16 protein-coding genes are annotated in these 21,173 nt (G+C 71.0%); 6 read left to right on the forward strand and 10 right to left on the reverse strand.

Annotated elements, in window-relative coordinates:
- Positions 1-5 precede the first annotated feature (5 nt).
- The 3 genes from ACIF83_RS01480 to ACIF83_RS01490 are packed head-to-tail and all read right to left on the reverse strand — an operon-like array spanning position 6 to position 4,499.
- Positions 6-1,955, reverse strand: a complete 1,950-nt coding sequence (locus ACIF83_RS01480; protein ID WP_393464384.1) for a substrate-binding domain-containing protein — start codon at positions 1,953-1,955, stop codon at positions 6-8.
- On the reverse strand, positions 1,945-3,465 hold the full coding sequence (locus ACIF83_RS01485) for a sugar ABC transporter ATP-binding protein (protein ID WP_393464387.1): 1,521 nt from the start codon (positions 3,463-3,465) through the stop codon (positions 1,945-1,947). Before ACIF83_RS01485 ends, ACIF83_RS01480 begins: the two co-directional genes overlap by 11 nt.
- Positions 3,462-4,499, reverse strand: a complete 1,038-nt coding sequence (locus ACIF83_RS01490; RefSeq protein ID WP_399722706.1) for a LacI family DNA-binding transcriptional regulator — start codon at positions 4,497-4,499, stop codon at positions 3,462-3,464. The genes ACIF83_RS01485 and ACIF83_RS01490 overlap by 4 nt, the downstream gene beginning before the upstream one ends.
- 139 nt (positions 4,500-4,638) lie before the next feature.
- Between ACIF83_RS01490 and ACIF83_RS01495 the strand changes: the two genes are divergently transcribed.
- Together ACIF83_RS01495 and ACIF83_RS01500 are read left to right on the forward strand one after the other, a co-directional pair.
- Positions 4,639-6,864 carry an ATP-dependent RecD-like DNA helicase gene (locus ACIF83_RS01495; RefSeq protein ID WP_399722708.1) on the forward strand — a complete coding sequence of 742 codons (2,226 nt, stop codon included), beginning with the start codon at positions 4,639-4,641 and terminating at the stop codon, positions 6,862-6,864.
- A 252-nt stretch (positions 6,865-7,116) separates the two neighbouring features.
- Entirely contained in the window at positions 7,117-8,406 is a 1,290-nt protein-coding gene (locus ACIF83_RS01500) for a citrate synthase (protein ID WP_393464396.1), read from the forward strand.
- A gap of 825 nt (positions 8,407-9,231) precedes the next feature.
- Here ACIF83_RS01500 and ACIF83_RS01505 read toward each other — a convergent pair.
- From ACIF83_RS01505 to ACIF83_RS01520, 4 genes are all read right to left on the reverse strand, one after another.
- Positions 9,232-11,511, reverse strand: coding sequence for a heavy metal translocating P-type ATPase (locus tag ACIF83_RS01505; RefSeq protein WP_399722710.1), 2,280 nt, complete (start codon positions 11,509-11,511; stop codon positions 9,232-9,234).
- Between the two features lie 129 nt (positions 11,512-11,640).
- Positions 11,641-11,880, reverse strand: a complete 240-nt coding sequence (locus tag ACIF83_RS01510) for a heavy-metal-associated domain-containing protein (RefSeq protein ID WP_399722712.1) — start codon at positions 11,878-11,880, stop codon at positions 11,641-11,643.
- 74 nt (positions 11,881-11,954) lie between these two features.
- Positions 11,955-12,905 (reverse strand): PrsW family intramembrane metalloprotease, encoded by a 951-nt coding sequence (locus tag ACIF83_RS01515; protein WP_399722714.1) that lies wholly within the window; start codon positions 12,903-12,905, stop codon positions 11,955-11,957.
- Positions 12,906-12,991: 86 nt separating this feature from the next.
- Positions 12,992-13,630 carry a TetR/AcrR family transcriptional regulator gene (locus tag ACIF83_RS01520; RefSeq protein ID WP_399722716.1) on the reverse strand — a complete coding sequence of 213 codons (639 nt, stop codon included), beginning with the start codon at positions 13,628-13,630 and terminating at the stop codon, positions 12,992-12,994.
- 160 nt (positions 13,631-13,790) lie between these two features.
- On the opposite strand from ACIF83_RS01520, the gene ACIF83_RS01525 reads away from it, so the two are divergent.
- Both ACIF83_RS01525 and ACIF83_RS01530 read left to right on the forward strand, forming a co-directional pair.
- Positions 13,791-15,998 (forward strand): MMPL family transporter, encoded by a 2,208-nt coding sequence (locus tag ACIF83_RS01525; RefSeq protein ID WP_399722717.1) that lies wholly within the window; start codon positions 13,791-13,793, stop codon positions 15,996-15,998.
- A gap of 31 nt (positions 15,999-16,029) precedes the next feature.
- Complete coding sequence (locus tag ACIF83_RS01530; protein ID WP_399722719.1) at positions 16,030-17,073, forward strand: zinc-dependent alcohol dehydrogenase family protein; 1,044 nt, start codon at positions 16,030-16,032, stop codon at positions 17,071-17,073.
- Here the strand turns inward: ACIF83_RS01530 and ACIF83_RS01535 are convergent.
- The 3 genes from ACIF83_RS01535 to ACIF83_RS01545 form a co-directional block, all read right to left on the reverse strand.
- Positions 17,054-17,617, reverse strand: a complete 564-nt coding sequence (locus tag ACIF83_RS01535; protein ID WP_393464412.1) for a GNAT family N-acetyltransferase — start codon at positions 17,615-17,617, stop codon at positions 17,054-17,056. The two genes, ACIF83_RS01530 and ACIF83_RS01535, sit on opposite strands and share 20 nt — an antisense overlap.
- Before the next feature lie 84 nt (positions 17,618-17,701).
- Positions 17,702-17,902 (reverse strand): helix-turn-helix transcriptional regulator, encoded by a 201-nt coding sequence (locus ACIF83_RS01540; protein WP_386581135.1) that lies wholly within the window; start codon positions 17,900-17,902, stop codon positions 17,702-17,704.
- 309 nt (positions 17,903-18,211) lie between these two features.
- Positions 18,212-19,126, reverse strand: coding sequence for a sugar phosphate isomerase/epimerase family protein (locus ACIF83_RS01545; protein ID WP_393464415.1), 915 nt, complete (start codon positions 19,124-19,126; stop codon positions 18,212-18,214).
- 125 nt (positions 19,127-19,251) lie between these two features.
- Between ACIF83_RS01545 and iolC the strand changes: the two genes are divergently transcribed.
- Together iolC and ACIF83_RS01555 are read left to right on the forward strand one after the other, a co-directional pair.
- Positions 19,252-20,226: a 5-dehydro-2-deoxygluconokinase gene (gene iolC / locus ACIF83_RS01550; protein WP_393464418.1), complete on the forward strand. Its 975-nt coding sequence runs from the start codon at positions 19,252-19,254 to the stop codon at positions 20,224-20,226.
- 11 nt (positions 20,227-20,237) lie between these two features.
- Positions 20,238-21,170, forward strand: coding sequence for a deoxyribose-phosphate aldolase (locus ACIF83_RS01555; RefSeq protein WP_393464421.1), 933 nt, complete (start codon positions 20,238-20,240; stop codon positions 21,168-21,170).
- Positions 21,171-21,173: the final 3 nt, after the last annotated feature.

Here is a 21,173-nt window from a genome sequence, read left to right on the forward strand (position 1 = left end):
CTTCGTCAGCCGCTGAAGCCTGCCACGTTGTCCTTCGTGACGACCTTCACCGGCACCTTCACCGTCGACTCGACCTTCTTGCCCTGCATCGCCTTCAGCGCGTTGTCCACGGCGATCCTGCCCAGCTGCGACGGCTGCTGCGCCACGGACGCGTAGAGCGTGCCGCCCTCGACCGCCTTGAGGCCGTCCGGGGTTCCGTCGAAGCCGACGACCTGGACCGACTTGCCGGCCTTGGAGCCCAGCGCCTTGATCGCGCCGAGGGCCATCTCGTCGTTGGCGGCGATGACGCCCTGGACGTCCGGGTGGGCCTGGAGCAGGTTCGACATCACGTCGAGGCCCTTGGTGCGGTCGAAGTCGGCGGGCTGCTGGGCCAGGACCTGGATGCCGGGGTAGGCCTTCAGGCCGTTGGCGAAGCCTTCCGCCCGCTCGCGGGCCGCGGAGGTGCCCGCCTGGCCCTGCAGGATCACGATCCTGCCCTTGCCGCCCAGCTTCTCGGCGACCGTCTTCGCGGCCAGTTCGCCGCCGGCGACGTTGTCGGAGGCCACCAGGGCGTCCACCGTGGCCTTGTTGACGCCCCGGTCGACCGCGACGACCGGGATCCGCGCCTTGTCGGCGGCCTTCACCGAGTTGCTCGCCGCGTCCGAGTCCACCGGGTTGACGATGATCGCGCCGAGGCCCGAACTGGTGAAGTTCTGCAGCTGGTTCGCCTGCTGCGAGGCGTCGTTCTGGGCGTCCGTGACGGTCAGGTCCACGCCCAGCTTCTTCGCCTCGGCCTGGGCGCCGGAGCGGATCTGCACGAAGAAGGGGTTGTTGAGGGTGGAGAGCGACAGGCCCATCTTCGGGTTCGCCGAGGACGCGGAGCCGCTGTGCAGGAAGGAGGTCGCACCGACGATCGCCACGGTGACCACGGCCGCGAGCGCGTACGTCGTCGCCTGCTTGCCCTTGCCGCCGCCCGCCCCGGTGGTCACCGAGGTCGCCCCCGCCTTGCGGCGCGCGGTGTCCAGCAGCACCGCCAGCGCGATGACGACACCGATGACGACCTGCTGCCAGAAGGCGGACACGTTCAGCAGGTTGAGGCCGTTGCGCAGGACCGCGAGGATCAGCGCGCCGATCAGCGTGCCGGACGCCTTGCCGGTGCCGCCGGCCAGCGAGGCGCCGCCGATGACGACCGCGGCGATCGCGTCCAGCTCGTAGCCGTCGGCGGCCTGCGGCTGCGCGGAGGACAGCCGGGCGGCGAGCACGATGCCCGCGGCGGCCGCGAACACACCGGACAGGGCGTAGATCGCGAGCTTCTGCTTCTTCACGCGCAGACCCGACAGGCGGGCGGCCTCCTCGTTGCCGCCGATCGCGTACATGGACCGGCCGATGTAGGTCCGGCCGAGCACGAACGCGGCGATCAGACCCATCACCACCATGACGAGCACCGGCACCGGCAGCCAGTCGCCGAGGGTGTCCCCGAGGTGGGAGACCGAGTCCGGGAAGGGGATCGGGACGCCCCCGGAGATCACCAGGGACAGACCGCGCGCCACCGACAGCATGGCGAGCGTCGCGATGAACGGTGGCAGCTTGCCGTAGGCGACGAGGAAGCCGTTGAGCAGGCCCGCGACGACGCCCGTGGCGACGGCGAGGGCGACCGCGAGGGCGACCGGCACGCCGTGCTGCGTGGCGCTCCAGGCGAGGACGGTGGCCGACAGGGCCGCCACCGAGCCGACCGACAGGTCGATGCCCGCCGACACGATCACGAAGGTCACGCCGAACGCCAGGATCGCCGTCACGGCCGCCTGGACGCCGACGTTGAGCAGGTTGTCCGTCGTCAGGAAGTCACCGGACAGCGCCGACAGGGCGATGACCAGGACGATCAGCGCGGTGAGCGCTCCGTTGTCGAGCAGGAGGCGGCGCAGGCCGCCCGGGGCGCCACCCGCGCCCGTCGTGCTCTTGAGCGTGTCAGTGGCCACCGGTGGCCTCCAGTTCGGTAGTAGGGGTGCTCACGGCGAGGGACATCACCGCGTCCTGCGTGGCCTCGTCGGCGGAGAGCTCGCCCGCGATCCGGCCCTGGGCCATGACCAGCACCCGGTCGCTCATGCCGAGCACCTCGGGCAGATCGCTGGAGATCATGAGAACGGCGGCACCCTGAGCGGTGAGTTCGTTGATGAGCTGGTAGATCTCGACCTTGGCGCCGACATCGATGCCACGCGTCGGCTCGTCGAGGATCAGCACCTTGGTGTCGGCCAGCAGCCACTTGCCGATGACGACCTTCTGCTGGTTGCCGCCGGACAGGGTCCGCACGTGCTGGCCGAGGCCCGCCATCCGCACGCCCAGCTGTCCGGCGATCCGCTCGGCGGCCGCGTGCTGCCCCTTGAGGTCGACCAGCCCGGCCCGGGTCGCCTTCCGCATGGTCACCAGGCCGAGGTTCTCCTCGACCGACGCGTCCAGCACCAGCCCCTGGCCCTTGCGGTCCTCGGGCACGAGCCCGATCCCGGCCGCCATGGCCGCGTTCACGTCGTGCCGCCGCAGCTCGGCGCCGGAGACCTTCACGGCCCCCTTGTCGTACGGATCCGCGCCGAACACGGCCCGGACGACCTCGGTACGGCCCGCTCCGACGAGGCCCGCGATGCCGACGACCTCGCCGGCGTGCACCTCGAAGCCGACGTCGTGGAAGACGCCGTCCCGGGTCAGGCCCTCGACGGTGAGCAACGCGGCGCCCTTCTCGGGCCGTTCACGCGGGTACTGCTGCTCGATGGAGCGGCCCACCATGAGCCGTACGAGTTCGTCCTCGGGCGTGGACGCGGGGACCTGCCCGACGCTCCTGCCGTCCCGGATGACGGTGACCCGGTCGCCGAGGGCGGCGATCTCCTCCAGGTGGTGGGTGATGAAGACGATCCCGACGCCGTCCTCGCGCAGCGAGCGCACGATCGCGAAGAGCTTCTCGACCTCCTCCGAGGTGAGCACGGCGGTCGGCTCGTCCATGATGAGCACGCGCGCGTCGAGGCTGAGCGCCTTGGCGATCTCGACCATCTGCAGGCGTGCGATGCCGAGTTCGCGCACCCGCGCGCGGGGGGACACGTTCACACCCACGCGCGCGAGGAGCACCTCGGCGTCGGCCTCCATCCGCCCCCGGTCGATCATCCCGAACCGGCGGGGCTGGCGGCCCAGGAAGATGTTCTCGGCGACCGTCAGATCGGGAACGAGGTTGAACTCCTGGTAAATGGTGGCGATCCCGAGGCGCTCGGAGTCCTGCGCGCCGTGGATGCGCACCTCCTCGCCGCCGGCCAGGATGCGCCCGGCGTCGGGCGTGTAGGCACCGGAGAGCATCTTGATGAGCGTGCTCTTGCCCGCGCCGTTCTCACCGAGCAGCACGTGCACCTCGCCCCGGCGCAGGTCGAAGTCGACGCCGTCCAGCGCCACCACGCCCGGGAAGGTCTTCCGTATGCCCTCGATGCGCAGCAACTCGTCCGGGTCGCTCACGACGTGCTCCTTTGCACTGGGGAGGGGGACGGCTCCTGGGGAGCCGGCTCGCCGCACGAGCGGCGTACGACGAGACGGGCGGCGAAGGTGACGGACGCGGGGGGCCGTCCCTCGATGCGGTCCACCAGGGCCCGTACGGCGGCCCGGCCCAGCTCGCCCGTGGGCTGGGCGATCGCGGTGATCGGCGGATCGGTGTGCACGAACCACGGGATGTCGTCGAACGCGGCCAGCGCGATGTCGTCCGGGACGCGCAGCCCGCGCGCGCGGATCGCGTCAAGGGCACCGAGTGCCATCAGGCTGTCCGCGGCGAAGACGACCTCGGGCGGCTCGGGCAGGTCGAGGAAGCCCTCGGTGACCCGCCGGCCGCTCTCGGCCTGGAAGTCGCCCTGGCCTATGTAGGCGTCCGGGAGGGGGATCCCGTACTCGGCCATGGCCTCCCGGAAGGCCTCGACGCGCTCGCTGCCGGTCGTGGTCGCCGCCGGTCCCGCGATGATCGCGAGGCGCCGGTGCCCGAGCCCGTACAGGTGCGCGACGAGATCCCGTACGGCCGCGCGTCCGTCGGCCCGTACGACGGGCACGTCGACCCCGGGGATCCACCGGTCCACGAAGACCATCGGCGTCCCCGCGCGCGCGGCGTCCAGCATCAGCGGGGAGCCGCCGTCCGTGGGGGAGACGAGCAGGCCGTCGATGCGGCGGTCCAGCAGGGTCCGTACGTGGTGGTCCTGCAGATCGGGCCGCTCGTCGGCGTTGCCGATGATCACGCTGTAGCCGAGGGTGCGGGCCTCCTCCTCGACGGAGCGGGCCAGCTCGGTGAAGTACGGGTTGAGTACGTCGCTGATGACCAGGCCGAGGGTGTGGGTCTGGTCGGTGCGCAGGGAACGGGCGACGGCGTTGGGGCGGTAGCCCAGCGCCTCGACGGCGGCCAGCACGCGCGTGCGTGCGTCCGCGCTGACCGACGGGTGCTCGTTCAGGACGCGCGACACCGTGGCGACGGAGACGCCCGCCGTGGCGGCGACGTCCTTGATGCTCGCCATCGCCGGCTCCACCTCCTCGTGGAATCGTTTACATCGACGTGTACGGAGGATTGGAATCGATTACACGGCGGTTAATCAAGCCCTCAACCACTTGCTGAGACCGGATCGTGATGTCAGACCCCGGCTGTAGCGTCGGATCATGTCCAATCTGGCGGTGGTCGAAGGGGTCCTGGAGCGGATCACGTACGCCAACGAGGAGAACGGCTACACGGTCGCCCGGGTCGACACCGGCCGCGGCGCCGGCGATCTCCTCACGGTGGTGGGCGCGCTGCTCGGCGCCCAGGTCGGCGAGTCCCTCCGCATGGAAGGCCGCTGGGGCTCCCACCCCCAGTACGGCAAGCAGTTCACGGTGGAGAACTACACGACGGTCCTGCCGGCCACCGTCCAGGGCATCCGCCGCTACCTCGGATCCGGCCTGGTCAAGGGCATCGGCCCGGTCTTCGCCGACCGGATCACCCAGCACTTCGGCCTGGACACCCTCCAGATCATCGAGGAGGAGCCGAAGCGGCTGATCGAGGTGCCCGGCCTCGGCCCCAAGCGGACCAAGAAGATCGCCGACGCCTGGGAGGAGCAGAAGGCGATCAAGGAGGTCATGCTCTTCCTCCAGACCGTCGAGGTCTCCACGTCCATCGCGGTGCGGATCTACAAGAAGTACGGCGACGCGTCGATCTCGGTCGTGCGGAACGAGCCGTACCGGCTGGCCGCAGACGTCTGGGGCATCGGCTTCCTCACCGCCGACAAGATCGCCCAGTCGGTCGGCATCCCGCACGACAGCCCGGAGCGGGTGAAGGCGGGCCTCCAGTACGCGCTGTCCCAGTCCACCGACCAGGGCCACTGCTTCCTGCCGGAGGAGCGGCTGATCGCGGACGCGGTCAAGCTGCTCCAGGTCGACACCGGGCTGGTCATCGAGTGCCTCGCCGAGCTGGCCGAACCGGCGGAGGAGGGCGCGGATCCCGGGGTCGTACGCGAGAAGGTGCCCGGCCCCGAAGGGGACGCGGAGCCGGTCACCGCCGTCTACCTCGTGCCCTTCCACCGCGCCGAACTCTCCCTCTCCGCCCAGCTGTTGCGCCTGCTGCGGACGCCGGAGGACCGGATGCCGGCCTTCCGGGAGGTCAACTGGGGCAAGGCGCTGGGCTGGTTGAGGTCCCGCACCGGAGCCGACCTCGCCCCCGAGCAGGAGGCCGCCGTCCGGCTCGCGCTGACCGAGAAGGTCGCCGTGCTCACCGGCGGGCCCGGCTGCGGCAAGTCCTTCACGGTCCGATCGATCGTGGAACTGGCCCGCGCCAAGCAGGCCAAGGTGCTGCTGGCCGCCCCCACCGGCCGCGCCGCCAAGCGGCTCGCCGAACTGACGGGCGCCGAGGCCTCCACGGTCCACCGGCTGCTGGAGCTGAAGCCCGGCGGCGACGCGGCCTACGACCGGGACCGCCCGCTCGACGCCGACCTGGTCGTCGTGGACGAGGCGTCCATGCTGGACCTGCTGCTCGCCAACAAGCTGGTGAAGGCGGTGCCGCCGGGGGCCCATCTGCTGTTCGTCGGTGACGTCGACCAGCTGCCCAGCGTCGGCGCCGGGGAGGTGCTGCGCGACCTGCTGGCCGAGGGCGGCCCGGTCCCGGCCGTGCGGCTCACCCGGGTCTTCCGGCAGGCCCAGCAGTCCGGGGTGGTCACCAACGCGCACCGCATCAATGCCGGCCAGCATCCGCTCACCGACGGCCTGAAGGACTTCTTCCTCTTCGTGGAGGACGACACCGAGGAGGCCGGCCGGCTCACCGTGGACGTGGCCGCCCGGCGCATTCCGGCCAGGTTCGGGCTCGACCCGCGCAGGGACGTCCAGGTGCTCGCGCCCATGCACCGCGGCCCGACCGGTGCCGGCACCCTCAACGGCCTGCTCCAGCAGGCCATCACGCCCGGCCGGCCCGACCTGCCGGAGAAGCGGTTCGGCGGCCGGGTCTTCCGCGTCGGCGACAAGGTCACCCAGATCCGCAACAATTACGAGAAGGGGAAGAACGGAGTCTTCAACGGCACCGTGGGCGTGGTCACCTCGCTCGATCCGGTCGACCAGCGGCTGACGGTGCTGACGGACGAGGACGAGGAGGTTCCGTACGAATTCGATGAACTGGACGAACTGGCACACGCGTACGCGGTGACGATCCACCGTTCACAGGGGAGTGAATATCCGGCCGTGGTGATCCCCGTCACCACGGGAGCCTGGATGATGCTGCAGCGGAACCTCCTGTACACGGCGGTGACACGGGCGAAACGACTGGTCGTCCTCGTCGGTTCACGCAAGGCGATCGGACAGGCGGTGCGCACGGTCTCGGCCGGACGGCGCTGCACGGCACTGGACTTCAGGCTTCAGGGCTCCTGACCGGCCCCTGAGCAGGGGCGGTGGCGGAGGCAGCGAGCTGCATCACAAAAAATGATCGATCAAACGAGTCGCAAAGGTCACAGAGCACTTCCAGATGCCGGTCGGAGGGGGCAGGATGAGCAGGTTGGCGGCACTGAGTGCCGCCAATAGGCCCAATGGTCGACCCCGAGTGCACTCTCCTGAGCCAAATGGGGGATGGTAGAGACAGTCAGGGCACCTCGAAGATGAGGCACTACGTCGGTGAGGGAAGACGTGAGCGACAACTCTGTAGTACTGCGGTACGGCGACGGCGAGTACACCTACCCGGTGGTCGACAGCACCGTCGGTGACAAGGGCTTCGACATCGGGAAGCTCCGCGCCCAGACCGGTCTGGTGACTCTGGACAGCGGTTACGGCAACACGGCCGCCTATAAATCCGCCATCACCTACCTGGACGGCGAGGCGGGCATCCTCCGCTACCGCGGCTACCCCATCGAGCAGCTCGCGGAACGCTCCACCTTCCTCGAGGTGGCGTACCTGCTCATCAACGGTGAGCTCCCGACCGTCGACGAGCTGAGCACGTTCAAGAACGACATCACGCGGCACACCCTGCTGCACGAGGACGTCAAGAACTTCTACAAGGGCTTCCCGCGCGACGCCCATCCGATGGCGATGCTGTCGTCGGTCGTCTCGGCGCTGTCCACCTTCTACCAGGACAGCCACAACCCGTTCGACGAGAAGCAGCGCAACCTCTCCACCATCCGCCTGCTCGCCAAGCTTCCGACGATCGCGGCGTACGCGTACAAGAAGTCGATCGGTCACCCGTTCGTCTACCCGCGCAACGACCTCGGCTACGTCGAGAACTTCCTGCGCATGACCTTCTCGGTCCCGGCGCAGGAGTACGACCTCGACCCGGTCGTCGTCGCCGCGCTCGACAAGCTGCTGATCCTGCACGCGGACCACGAGCAGAACTGTTCGACCTCCACGGTCCGCCTGGTCGGCTCCTCGCAGGCCAACATGTTCGCGTCGATCTCGGCCGGCATCTCCGCCCTGTGGGGCCCGCTGCACGGCGGCGCCAACCAGTCCGTCCTGGAGATGCTGGAGGGCATCCAGGAGAGCGGCGGTGACGTCGACGCCTTCATCCGCAAGGTGAAGAACAAGGAGGACGGCGTCCGCCTGATGGGCTTCGGCCACCGGGTCTACAAGAGCTTCGACCCGCGCGCCAAGATCATCAAGGCCGCCGCGCACGACGTCCTCTCCGCTCTCGGCAAGTCCGACGATCTGCTGGACATCGCGCTCAAGCTGGAGGAGCACGCGCTCTCCGACGACTACTTCGTCTCGCGCAACCTCTACCCGAACGTCGACTTCTACACCGGCCTGATCTACCGCGCCATGGGCTTCCCGACCGAGATGTTCACGGTCCTGTTCGCCCTCGGCCGCCTGCCGGGCTGGATCGCCCAGTGGACCGAGATGATCAAGGAGCCGGGCTCCCGCATCGGCCGCCCGCGCCAGATCTACACCGGCGTGGTCGAGCGCGACTTCGTCCCCGTCGAGGAGCGCTGACACCTGCCGGTGGGGGGCGCCGATTTGTTGGTGCCCCGCTGCTGGGCCCCGCGTTTCCCTTGATCTCGGGCGCGCCTGCCGGGTCCTGCCGGTATGGGGGGCGCTGTGGCGCTGGGTCCGCGGCCGGGGTCCGGGGGGTGTCCCCCGGGTCGGCACGGCCTCGGACGTGGTCGAGCGCGACTTCGTCCCCGTCGAGGAGCGCTGAGCGTACTGAGTGTGAGGGCCTGCCCGTCGGGCGGGCCCTGAACCAGTGGTGAGCGGGTCGCGACGCGAGCCGTCTGCGAGCAGAAAACAGAAGGCGCCCTGAGCCGTCAGTCCCCCCACGGGCCGACGACCAGGGCGCCTTCCCATGTCCCGGTGCGGATTCCCCCCACGGGATCCGGCCGGGCGCTCGGAGAGGACAGCGCCTGAATCGCTGTCTGAGCACAACGAGCAAAACCCGTCGTACTCCAGTGATGCGGTGCGATCTGCCGGGACAACGCACGCTGGGAGGGCCGCTCAAAGCTTCCCGGTGTGCGTGCCCCGGCAACGCATCTCTGAGGAAGTCCCCCAAGACATCCCCAGATGCCAGTCAGCGCCCCCCAAGACGCTGTTCTGACATCGCCAACTTAGACCTTCGAACCCCTTCGATGGTTACGTTCGCATCACTGTGATCTGCGTCTCTTGCATATGTCCCTTAGGTGCGCAAGAGCCCCGATACGGCGATCGAGGCCCAAGCGTAAGGATGATGCGCGAGCCTTGTGAAGAGCTTATGTGAGGCTCGCGCTTGACTCTAGAGGGACTCTTACTTCAGCTCCACCTAACCCCCGGTAACACTGGGATACTTCAGCGGAACCGGCGCAGTCGCAGGCTGTTGGTCACCACGAAGACCGAGGAGAAGGCCATCGCCGCCCCCGCGATCATCGGGTTCAGCAGGCCCGCGGCGGCCAGCGGCAGCGCGGCCACGTTGTAACCGAAGGCCCACACCAGGTTGCCCTTGATCGTGGCGAGGGTGCGCCGGGAGAGCCGGATGGCGTCCGCCGCCACCCTGAGGTCCCCGCGGACCAGCGTCAGGTCGCCGGCCTCGATCGCCGCGTCCGTGCCGGTGCCCATGGCGAGCCCCAGATCGGCGGTGGCGAGCGCGGCCGCGTCGTTGACGCCGTCACCGACCATCGCCACGGCGCGTCCCTCGCGCTGCAGCCGCCGTACGACGTCCACCTTCTCCTCGGGGAGCACCTCGGCGATCACCTCGTCGATGCCGACGGTGTGCGCGACCGCCTCGGCGACCGTCCGGTTGTCCCCGGTGAGCAGCACCGGCGTGAGCCCGAGGGCGCGCAGCTCGCGCACCGCCGCCGCGCTGGTCTCCTTGACTGCGTCGGCGACGGCGAGGACTCCGCGGGCCTGTCCGTCCCAGCCGACCGCGACGGCCGTACGGCCCTCCTGCTCGGCCTGTCGCCCGGCCCGGGCCAGCTCCTCCGGGAGCGCGTCGAACAGCCGCCCCACGGCCACCTCACGGCCTTCCACCTGCCCGCGTACGCCCCGCCCGGGGACGTTCTCGAAGTGCTCGACCGCGGGGAGCGTTCCGGCCCTCCCCCGCTCTCGGCTTCGCTCGAGCGGGGGGACCCCCATCTCGGCGCCCGCGGCGATCGCCCGAGCGACGGGGTGCTCGGAGGCGTGCTCCAGGGCTCCGGCGAGCCGCAGCACCTCCTTCTCGTCCTCGCCGTCGGCGACGTACACCGCCTGGAGGGTCATCCGGCCGGTGGTGACCGTGCCGGTCTTGTCCAGGACGACGGTGTCGACGCGGCGCGTGGACTCCAGCACCTCGGGTCCCTTGATGAGGATGCCGAGCTGGGCGCCGCGGCCGGTGCCGACCATCAGCGCGGTCGGCGTGGCGAGGCCGAGCGCGCAGGGGCAGGCGATGATCAGCACGGAGACGGCGGCCGTGAACGCGGCGGAGGTGTCCCCGGTGGTCGCCAGCCAGACGCCGAAGGTGCCGAGCGCGATGAGGATGACGACGGGGACGAAGACGGCGGAGATCCGGTCGGCGAGCCGCTGCACCTCGGCCTTGCCGTTCTGCGCGTCCTCGACCAGCTTCGCCATCCGGGCGAGCTGGGTGTCCGCGCCGACCCGGGTCGCCTCCACCACCAGCCGTCCGCCCGCGTTGACCGTGGCGCCGGTGACCTGGTCGCCGGGGCCGACGTCCACCGGCACCGACTCGCCGGTCAGCATGGCCGCGTCCACCGCGGAGAGGCCCTGGACGACCGTGCCGTCGGTGGCGATCTTCTCCCCGGGCCGTACGACGAACCGGTCGCCCACGGCCAGCGAGGCCACCGGTACGCGCACCTCGCGCCCGTCCCTCAGGACGGCGACGTCCTTGGCGCCCAGCTCCATCAGGGCCTTCAGGGCCGCGCCCGCGCGGCGCTTGGAGCGGGCCTCCAGATAGCGGCCGAGGAGGATCAGCGCGACGACTCCGGCGGCGACCTCGAGGTAGATGGTGGAGGCGCCGTCCATCCGCGAGACGGTGAGGCGGAACTCGTCGTGCATGCCGGTCATGCCCGCGTCGCCGAAGAACAGCGCCCACAGCGACCAGCCGAACGCGGCCAGCGTGCCGACGGAGACGAGGGTGTCCATCGTGGCGGCGCCGTGCCGGGCGTTGGTCCAGGCGGCCCGGTGGAAGGGCAGGCCGCCCCAGACGACGACCGGCGCGGCGAGCGTCAGCGAGAGCCACTGCCAGTTGTCGAACTGCAGCGCCGGGATCATGGCGAGCAGGACGACGGGGGCGGCGAGCAGCACGGAGACGAGCAGGCGGTGCCGCAGGGCGGTGAGTTCCGGGTCCTGCTCGGCGGCTTCCCGGACTTCGGGCTCGGGCTCCGGCGGAGCGGGCTCCTCGGCGGTGTAGCCGGTCTTCACGACGGTCGCGATCAGGTCGGCGACCTGGACGCCCTCGGCGTAGCTGACCTTCGCCTTCTCCGTCGCGTAGTTCACGGTGGCGCTCACGCCGTCCATGCGGTTGAGCTTCTTCTCCACCCGTGCGGCGCAGGAGGCGCAGGTCATCCCGCCGATGAGCAGCTCGACCTCGGACGTGCCGCCTATCTCGCCCGCTGTCTCGGTGATGGTGCTGGTCATGTCCGGACTCCAGACATCGGACCGGACCGTGCGGATCCAGTATCAGCTGGTCGGCACGGCCAGGTCGGTGAAAGTTTTCGGGGCTCGCGCCCGGGATTCGGGGCGGGCCCGGTCGCTCGGGTCGTGCGCTCAGGCCCTGCCGGCCAGCTCGAAGCCCGCCTCGTCCACGGCGTCGCGGACGGCCTCGTCGTCGAGCGGGGCCTCGGAGACGACGGTCACCTCACCGGTCGACGCGACGGCCTTGACCGAGCTGACGCCGGGAATCTGGGAGATCTCGCCGGAGACGGAGCCCTCGCAGTGGCCACAGCTCATGCCGGTCACCTTGTAGACAGCGGTGACGGAGCCCGAAGTGTCGGTCTGGGCGGTCATGTCGTTACTCCTCGTCGTGGCGTTTGGGGCCGGTGGGGCCCGTGAGGGAGCCCCACACTTCTCAGGTTATACCCCTAGGGGGTATTTCTCCAAGAGGTGTCCCGGTGTGCCAGTGACCGCACCCAGGCGACGCCGGGCGCGGCGACGAGCATCAGACCGCCGACCGAGAAGAGGGTGAACAGGTGCTCCTGCGCGGCGCCGGGCCGCAGGATGTACCCCTGCGCGAACAGCTCCGCTGCCAGGCCGGTGCCTGACAGCCGGGCCACCACCCAGATCGCGATGCCATGGGTGGCGTCCCACAGAGCGTGCAGCACGGCGACGCCCAGCCAGGCGCCGACGACCGGCGCGGCGAGCCGGAAGCGCCCGTTCGGGCGGCGGCGGGCGAGCAGGAAGCCGCCCGCGATCGCCGTCCACAGGCCGTGCCCGAAAGGAGCGAGCACCCCACGCAGGATCTCCGTCTCCAGCAATGCCCTGAGGTCGATGCCGTCGACGGAGACGGCCGCGTCGAACGCGTACCCGCAACTCTCCATAGCCGCGAAGCCGAAGCCGACGGCCGCGCCGAGCACGAGCCCGGCCCGCATCCCGCGGATGCCGGGCTGTCGGCGCAGCGCGAACACCAGCGCCCCGAGCTTGGCCGCCTCCTCGGTCAGGCCGACGCCGGTGAACATCCCCAGGGAGGGGCGCAGCAGGTACGACTCCGTCAGCGAGGCGCCGAGCACGCCGAGCGTGCCGCCGGCCAGGAAGCAGCCGAGGATCGCGCTGACGCCCAGGTCGCGGCCGTGCCGCTCGTACGCCCACAGCGCGAAGGCGACGGGGACCAGGAAACCGCCGAGCAGGATGAGGGTCGGCAGCGGTGCGGTGCTCTGCGTCGCGTACGTCACCAGCGCGGTCAGTGCCCACAGGGTGAGCCCGCCGCCCAGGCAGCGCTTCCACAGGCCGGCGCCGATGCGCGGGTACGGCGGCGGGGGCTGCTGGGGGCCGGGAATGCGGGCCCGGGGCATGCCGGGTGGCGGCGAGTGGGTCACGTCGTTCCCCTAGGGCTCCTGCTGGGCGATTTATCCGCACTCTAGGCAGATGTTCCCAAGGGTGCAGTCCGGGGGCCGCCGTGGGGTCACGCGCTGCCGAGCCGGTCGCCCACTAGAGGCTGCAGGTAGCGGATCAGGACGTCCTTGATCTCCTGGACGTAGGCCGCCTGCTCGGTGCCCTCGTGGCCGAGGACCAGCTCCAGGCCCGCCTTGTAGATGCCGAGGCAGACGTGGGCCGTGCGCGTGACGTCGGCCGGGTCGGCCTCCGGCAGGAGGGAGCCGAGCAGGCCCTCGATGCGGCCGATCACGGTGGCGTGCAGCTGGTCGTGCGCCTCGGCGATCCTGCCGGGTACGTCGGGGCCGTGCATCAGTGCGAAGAAGACCGGGTGCTCGGTGTTGAAGGCGATGAACCGGTCGACGGCCGTCCCGATGGCCTCCTCCAGCGGGGTGGCGGGGTCGACCGGGGCCAGAACCTGGCCGTACGTCTCCTGCATCTCATGCATGAGCCGGTCGCCCAGCTCGATCGCGAGCGCTTCCTTGTTCGGGAAGAACTGGTAGAGCGTGCCCGGCGAGACGCCCGCCTCACGGGCGATGGCGTTGGTGCTGGCGGCGGTGTAGCCGGTGGTGCAGAAGACCCGGGCGGCGGCCTGGAGGAGCTGCGCGATACGGCGCTCGCCGCGTGCCTGACGACGGCGCGGCTGCTCCTTCTCCGAGGTGTCGGACACGCGTGATCCCCAGCCCTTCAAAGGCGATTGACAAACACGAGCGGTCGCTCGCATTCTTGAGAAACGCGAGCGATCTCTCGTGTTTGTCAGTTTATGGCAATGACCGATCCATGCTGCCTGCCTGCACAGACATGGGTCAGGGTGAAGGGGACACCGCACGATGACCGAAGTCAACAAGGCGCCGCACCCCGGGGACGGACCGCCCCGTGTCGGGGGCTGGACACGTTTCGTGACCGCCCGCCCGCGCCTGTCGCTGCTGGTGGCCCTGGTCCTAACCGCGCTCGCCGTGCTGGCCGGCAGCGGTGTCGCGGACCGTCTGGGCAGCGGCGGCTGGGAGGACCCGGCCGCCGAGTCGACGTACGCGACCAAGGCGCTGGAGCGCGAGTTCCCCGACTCCCAGCCCAACCTGCTGCTCCTGGTGGACTCCGGCCGCGCCTCCGTGGACGACCCGGCGGTCGCCGCCCAGGCCCGCGACCTGACCGAGCGGCTGGCCACCGAGCAGGGCGTGACCGGCGTCGGCTCCTACTGGCAGTCGAAATCGCCCGCCCTGCGCGCCAAGGACGGTCACGAGGCGCTCATCGCCGCCCGCATCACCGGCGACGAGAACGCGATGGGCAAGACCCTGGACCGCATAGCGCCCCACTACCGGGGCACGCACGGCCCGGTCCAGGTGAAGGTCGGCGGCATCGTCGCGGTGCGGCACGAGATGCAGACGATCATCAAGGAGGACCTCACCCGCGCCGAGATGATCGCCCTGCCCATCACCCTGGTCCTGCTGGTGATGGTCTTCGGCAGTGCGATCGCGGCGCTGCTGCCGCTGGGCATCGGCATCGTCGCCATCCTCGGCACAAACGCGGTGCTGCGCGGCCTGACGTCCTTCACCGATGTCTCCGTCTTCGCGCTGAACCTCACCACGGCCCTCGGCCTCGGCCTCGCCATCGACTACGCCCTGTTCATCGTCCGCCGCTACCGCGAGGAACTCTCCACCGGAGCCGACCCGTTGACCGCCGTGGGCACGACCCTGCGCACGGCCGGCCGCACGGTCCTGTTCTCCGCCCTCACCGTCGCGGTCTCCCTGGCCGCCATGATGGTCTTCCCGCAGTACTTCCTGCGGTCCTTCGCCTACGCCGGCATCGCCGTGGTCCTGCTCGCCGCCGCGGCGGCGCTGATCCTGCTCCCGGCCGCCCTGCTCCTGCTCGGCCACCGGGTCAACGCCCTCGATCTGCGCCGCCTCTTCCGCCGCGGCCGCGAACCGAAGGCCGCCGGCACCGCCTGGGCCCGGGCCGCCACGCTGGTGATGCGTCGTGCCCCGCTCTTCGCGCTCGGCACGACCGCCCTGCTGGTGCTCCTCGGACTGCCCTTCCTGGGCGTGAAGTTCGGCACCGCCGACGACCGCCAGCTGCCCTCGGGCGCCGAGTCGCACGTGGTGCAGCAGCACATCCGGGACGGTTTCCCGGGCACCCCCGGCGGCGGTCTGGAGATCCTCGCCGAGGGCAAGGCCACCGAGACCCAGTACGCGGACTACAAGCAGCGGGTGGCCGCCCTGCCCGAGGTGGTCCGCGTCGACGGCCCGCTGGTCAAGGGCGACACGGCCTACTTCACGGTGCAGCCGAAGGGCGAGGCCGTCGACGGCGGCGCCCAGAGCCTGGTCGGTGACCTGCGCTCGCTCAAGGCCCCCTTCGACACCAAGGTGACCGGCACGGCGGCCGTCCTGGTCGACTCCAAGCACGCGATAGGCGAACGCCTGCCCTGGGCGGGCGCGTTCATCGCGATCGTCACCCTGCTGCTGGTCTTCCTGCTCACCGGCAGCGTGCTGATACCCCTGCAGGCGGTGGTGCTCAACGCCCTCAGCCTGACGGCGATGTTCGGCTCCGTGGTCTGGGTGTTCCAGGACGGCCACCTCTCCGGGGCGCTCGGCTTCACCAGCCCCGGCTCGATCGAGACCACCCTGCCCGTCCTGATGTTCTGCGTGGCCTTCGGCCTCTCCATGGACTACGGCGTGTTCCTGCTCTCCCGCATCAAGGAGGAGTACGAGCGCACCGGCGACCACAACGAGGCGGTCCGCCACGGACTGCAGCGCACCGGCGGGCTGATCACCGCGGCGGCGGTCATCCTCGCGGTGGTGATGGTCGCCATCGGCACCTCCCGGGTGACCAACACCAAGATGCTGGGCCTCGGCATCGCCCTCGCGGTGCTGATGGACGCGATGGTCGTCCGCAGCCTCCTGGTCCCGGCGATCATGCGGCTCACGGGCCGCGCCACCTGGTGGGCCCCGGCCCCCCTGCGCCGATTCCACCAGCGGTTCGGACTCAGCGAGGGTGAACCGGCCGTGCCGGCGGAGGAGGAGAAGGAGCCGGCGGGGGTGTGAGGCGGGTGGCGTCCATGGCAGGGTGAGGCGCATGAGAGCCGTGGTGTTCGAGCAGTACGGGGAGCCGGCCGAGGTGCGGGAGGTGCCGGACCCGGAGCCCGCCGAGCACGGGGTGGTGGTGCGGGTCGAGGCGACCGGGCTGTGCCGCAGCGACTGGCACGGCTGGATGGGGCACGACCCGGACATCACGCTCCCGCACGTACCGGGGCACGAACTCGCCGGTGTCGTGGAGACGGTGGGCGCCCGGGTCACCGGCTGGCGGCCCGGCGACCGGGTCACCGTGCCGTTCGTCTGCGCCTGCGGCACCTGCCCCTCCTGTGCGGCCGGTGACCAGCAGGTGTGCGAGCGCCAGACCCAGCCCGGCTTCCACCACTGGGGCTCCTTCGCCCAGTACGTGGCCCTCGACCACGCCGATGTGAACCTGGTCGCCGTCCCGGACGGGATGGCGTACGCCACGGCCGCCGCCCTCGGCTGCCGCTTCGCCACCGCCTTCCGCGCGGTGGTGCAGCAGGGCCGGGTGGCGGCGGGGGAGTGGGTCGCGGTGCACGGCTGCGGCGGGGTCGGGCTGTCGGCGGTGATGATCGCCGCGGCCTCGGGAGCGCGGGTGGTCGCCGTCGACGTGTCGCCCGGGGCCCTTGACCTGGCGCGGAAGTTCGGGGCGGCCGAATGCGTGGACGCGACCGGCGTGCCCGACACCGCGGCCGCCGTCCGGGAGCTGACCGGCGGTGGGGCCCATCTCTCCCTCGACGCCCTCGGCTCGGCCGCCACCTGCGCGGCCTCCGTCGACTCCCTGCGCCGCCGCGGCCGACACGTCCAGGTGGGCCTGCTGCCCTCACCGGACGGCACCACCCCCGTCCCGCTGGCCCGCGCCATCGCCCTGGAGCTCGAACTCCTCGGCAGCCACGGCATGGCCGCCCACGCCTATCCGGGCATGCTGGAGCTGGTCGGGTCCGGGGTGCTGCGCCCGGACCTGCTCATCACGCGCACGATCCCGCTCGACGCGGTCCCGGAGGCACTGGCTGCGATGGGGACGGCGCCTGGCGCGGGCGTGACGGTCATCGAGCCGTGGAGCTGAGCGCCGCCCACTCACGGTCCAGGATCGACATGATCACCTCGTCGGTCCACTCACCGTCCTGCCGCTGTATCTCCCGCCGGACCCCCTCGACCACGAACCCGACCTTCTCGTAGACGTGCAGGGCCCGGCGGTTGTGGGCGTAGGCACCCAACTCGATCCGGTGCAGGCCGAGTTCCCCGAAGCCGTGGCCGACGATCAGCCGGGTCGCCTCGGTGCCGATACCGCGGCCGCGGCCCCGGGAGCCGATCAGCGTGCGGAAGGTGCAGCTGCGGGCGGCCGGGTCGTACTCGTACAGGACGACCTCGCCGAGGACTTCGCCGGTCGCGGGGTCGGTGACGGCCAGGTCGAGACGGTCGGAGGCGGTGGCCCGGGAGCCGTACCAGGACCGCACCCGCTCCGGGGTCAGGTCGGTGGACGGCTCGTAGGTGAAGCGGACGACCTCGGGGTCTTCGATGATCTCCCACATGACCTCGGCGTCGGCCTCGGTGAAGGGGCGCAGGACGGTCTTGCGCCCGGTCAGGACGGGTTTGACGGAGAAGCTCATGCGGCGACTGTGCCCCACACGGCAGGTGGGGTACAGGTGATTTTCCGGAAGGCGAGATCCGGAGCCCGGGCCCGGTCCAGGAGGTCAGTCCATTCTTCGGCCCCGGTTGCCCGGCCGGGAGGCGACCCAGGCGCGGACGGTGTCGGCGTACCAGTAGGGCTTGCCGCCCTCCACGTGGTCGGGCGGAGGCAGCAGGCCGTGCTTGCGGTAGGACCGTACGGTGTCCGGCTGCACCCGGATGTGCGCCGCGATCTCCTTGTAGGACCAGAGCCCTCGGTCGGTCATGAGTTGCACCTCCCTGCGCGCGCCGCGGCGGAGGCCGGGGGGCGGCCGTCGGGGGAGCCGGGCGCTGCGCTGGCGATCACCAAGCCTGTGCCCGGTGAACGACGCAGAGTGACCGCGGGAAAGCGGCTGTTGACCTGGTGTGACCGAGAACCCGCATACCCGCGACATGTGTGACAGGAAGAGGGTGTTTGTGACACGCCCGCAGCAAAAGGCGGGCGTCGGGACGGTCGCCGGGCCGGGCCGACGCCCGCGCAGGGGAGGGCGGACCGGGACTCTTCCCTCAGAACCCCGGCAGACGAGCAGCCGCTCTCACGCCCCGCACGACCGCAGGAACGCCCGGGTCCGCCGAGCGATGGGCAGCGGAGCGTCCGGCTCGCACGGGTACATGTCCTGCTCGACGATCCCGAACAGATCCACCCCCAGCTTCTGTGCAGCCTCCAGCACCGGCCCCAGCGCAGGCACCCCGGACGGCGGCTCGCACATCACGCCCCGGGCGACCGCAGGCCCGAACGGCGTCCCCTTGGCCCGTACGTCCGCCAGGATCTCCGGATCGACCTGCTTCAGATGCAGATACCCGATCCGCTCGCCGTACGTCTCGATCAGCTTGACGCTGTCCCCGCCGCAGTAGGCGTAGTGCCCGGTGTCCAGGCACAGCGACACCAGGTCGGAGTCGGTGCCGTCGAGGAAGCGGGTGACGTTCTCCTCACTGTCGATGTGGGTGTCGGCGTGCGGGTGGACCACGATCGACAGGCCGTACCGCTCCCGCACCTCGTGTCCGAGCCGCTCGGTCAGCGAGGTGAGGTTCCGCCACTGCTCGGGGGTCAGCGTGTCGGGCTCCAGTACCTCGCCGGTCTTGTCGTCCCGCCAGAAGGACGGGATGACGACCAGGTGGCGGGCGCCCGTCGCCCGGGTGAGGGCGGCGATGTCGGAGACGTGCGACCAGGTCTTGTCCCAGACCGCCGCGCCGTGGTGCAGGCCGGTGAAGACCGTGCCGGCCGACACCTTCAGGCCGCGCCGGGCGGTCTCCTCGGTGAGCACCGCCGGGTCGGTCGGCAGATAGCCGTAGGGGCCCAGCTCGATCCACTCGTAGCCCGAGTCGGCGACCTCGTCGAGGAAGCGCCGCCAGGGGACCTGCTGCGGGTCGTCCGGGAACCAGACGCCCCAGGAGTCGGGCGCCGATCCGATCCGGATACGGGAAAGTGAGGAGGGTGACAACGACGTCATGGCCGCCAGCGTGCGGGGCGATGGAAAGCGGTGTCAAGGTCTGGTCCGAATGTCTGGACAAAACATTGACAGGGCTCGGCGGACAGGACTAGAAAGCCGGGGAGAGCCGTGACGAAGGGAAGCCGATGGCGTACGACCTGATCACCATGGGGCGGATCGGAGTGGACCTCTACCCGCTGCAAACCGGGGTCCCGCTCGCCCAGGTGTCGTCCTTCGGCAAGTTCCTCGGCGGGTCGGCGACGAACGTGGCGGTGGCCGCGGCCAGGCTCGGCCGACGGACCGCCGTGATCACCCGCACGGGCGACGACCCGTTCGGCGCCTATCTGCACGAGGCCCTGCGCGGCTTCGGCGTCGACGACCGCTGGGTCACCCCGGTGCCCGGGCTGCCCACGCCGGTCACCTTCTGCGAGGTCTTCCCGCCGGACGACTTCCCGCTGTACTTCTACCGGCAGCCCAAGGCGCCGGACCTGGAGATCGACGCCCACGACCTGGACCTGGACGCGATCCGCGAGGCGCGCATCTTCTGGGTCACCGGCACCGGCCTGAGCGAGGAGCCCAGCCGTACGGCGACCCTCGCGGCCCTCGCCCACCGCGCGAAGTCGGGAACGACGGTCTTCGACCTCGACTGGCGCCCCATGTTCTGGAGCAGTGACATCAGCGGCTCCCGCCGCGGGCCGGCGTCCGCCCGCCCCTTCTACGCCGAGGCGCTGCGCCACACCACGGTCGCCGTCGGCAACCTGGACGAGGTGGAGGTCGCCACCGGAGTGCGCGAACCCCATGCGGCGGCCCGCGCGCTGCTGGACGCCGGGGTCGAGGTAGCCGTGGTCAAGCAGGGACCCAAGGGCGTTCTCGCCGTCAACAGCAAGGGCGAGTCCGCCGAGGTCCCGCCGCTCCCCGTCAACGTCCTCAACGGACTCGGTGCCGGTGACGCCTTCGGCGGCTCCCTCTGCAACGGCCTGCTGGAAGGCTGGGACCTGGAGACGATCATGCGACACGCCAACGCGGCCGGCGCCATCGTGGCCTCCCGCCTGGAGTGCTCCTCCGCGATGCCGACCCCCGACGAGGTGGCCGCCGCGCTCGAGGCCGGAGCGGTCCTGTGAGGGCGGGCCGGGTGGCAGGCACCCACCACGAGGGCGGGGACGGCAGCCGGGCGCCGCGCGTCGACGTGGCCGAGCTGGTCCGTACCCGCACCCACCACCCCGAGGCGATCGCCGAGGCCGCGCTCCGCCGGGCCCGCCGCCCGCTGCTGAACGAGAACGGCCGGCTGATGATCGTCGCCGCCGACCACCCGGCCCGCGGCGCACTCGGTGTCGGCGACCGCAAGCTCGCCATGGCCAACCGCGCCGACCTGCTGGAACGCCTGTGCCTCGCGCTGTCCCGGCCCGGCGTCGACGGCGTCCTCGCCACCGCCGACATCCTGGACGACCTGCTCCTGCTCGGGGCCCTCGACCACAAGGTCGTCATGGGCTCCATGAACCGCGGCGGTCTGCAGGGCGCCAGCTTCGAGCTGGACGACCGCTTCACCGGGCACCGGCCCGAGGACATCCAGCGCCTCGGCTTCGACGCCGGCAAGCTGCTGCTGCGCATCGACTACGACGACCCGGGCTCCCTGACCACCCTGGAGTCCACCGCCCGCGCCGTCGACGCGATGGCCGCGCACCGGCTCCCGATCTTCGTGGAGCCGTTCATCAGCCGGCGCGGCCCCGACGGACGGCTCCGCAACGACCTGAGCGCCGAGGCGGTCACCAAGTCCATCGCCATCGCCTCGGGCCTCGGCGGCTCCTCGGCCTACACCTGGCTGAAGGTGCCGGTCACCGAGAACCCCGACGACATGGCCCGGGTCATGGAGACCTCGACCCTGCCGGCCGTGCTGCTCGGCGGCGACATCGGCGACTCGCCCGAGGAGCAGGTGGCCGCGTACGAGAAGTGGCGCGACGCGCTGCAACTGCCCACCGTGCGCGGCCTGGTGGTCGGCCGCTCGCTGCTGTACCCGGCGGACGGCGACGTGGCCGCCGCCGTGGACACCGCCGTAGGACTGCTGTGAGGG

Source organism: Streptomyces sp. NPDC085866 (genome assembly GCF_044541035.1).
Classification (GTDB): Bacteria; Actinomycetota; Actinomycetes; order Streptomycetales; family Streptomycetaceae; genus Streptomyces.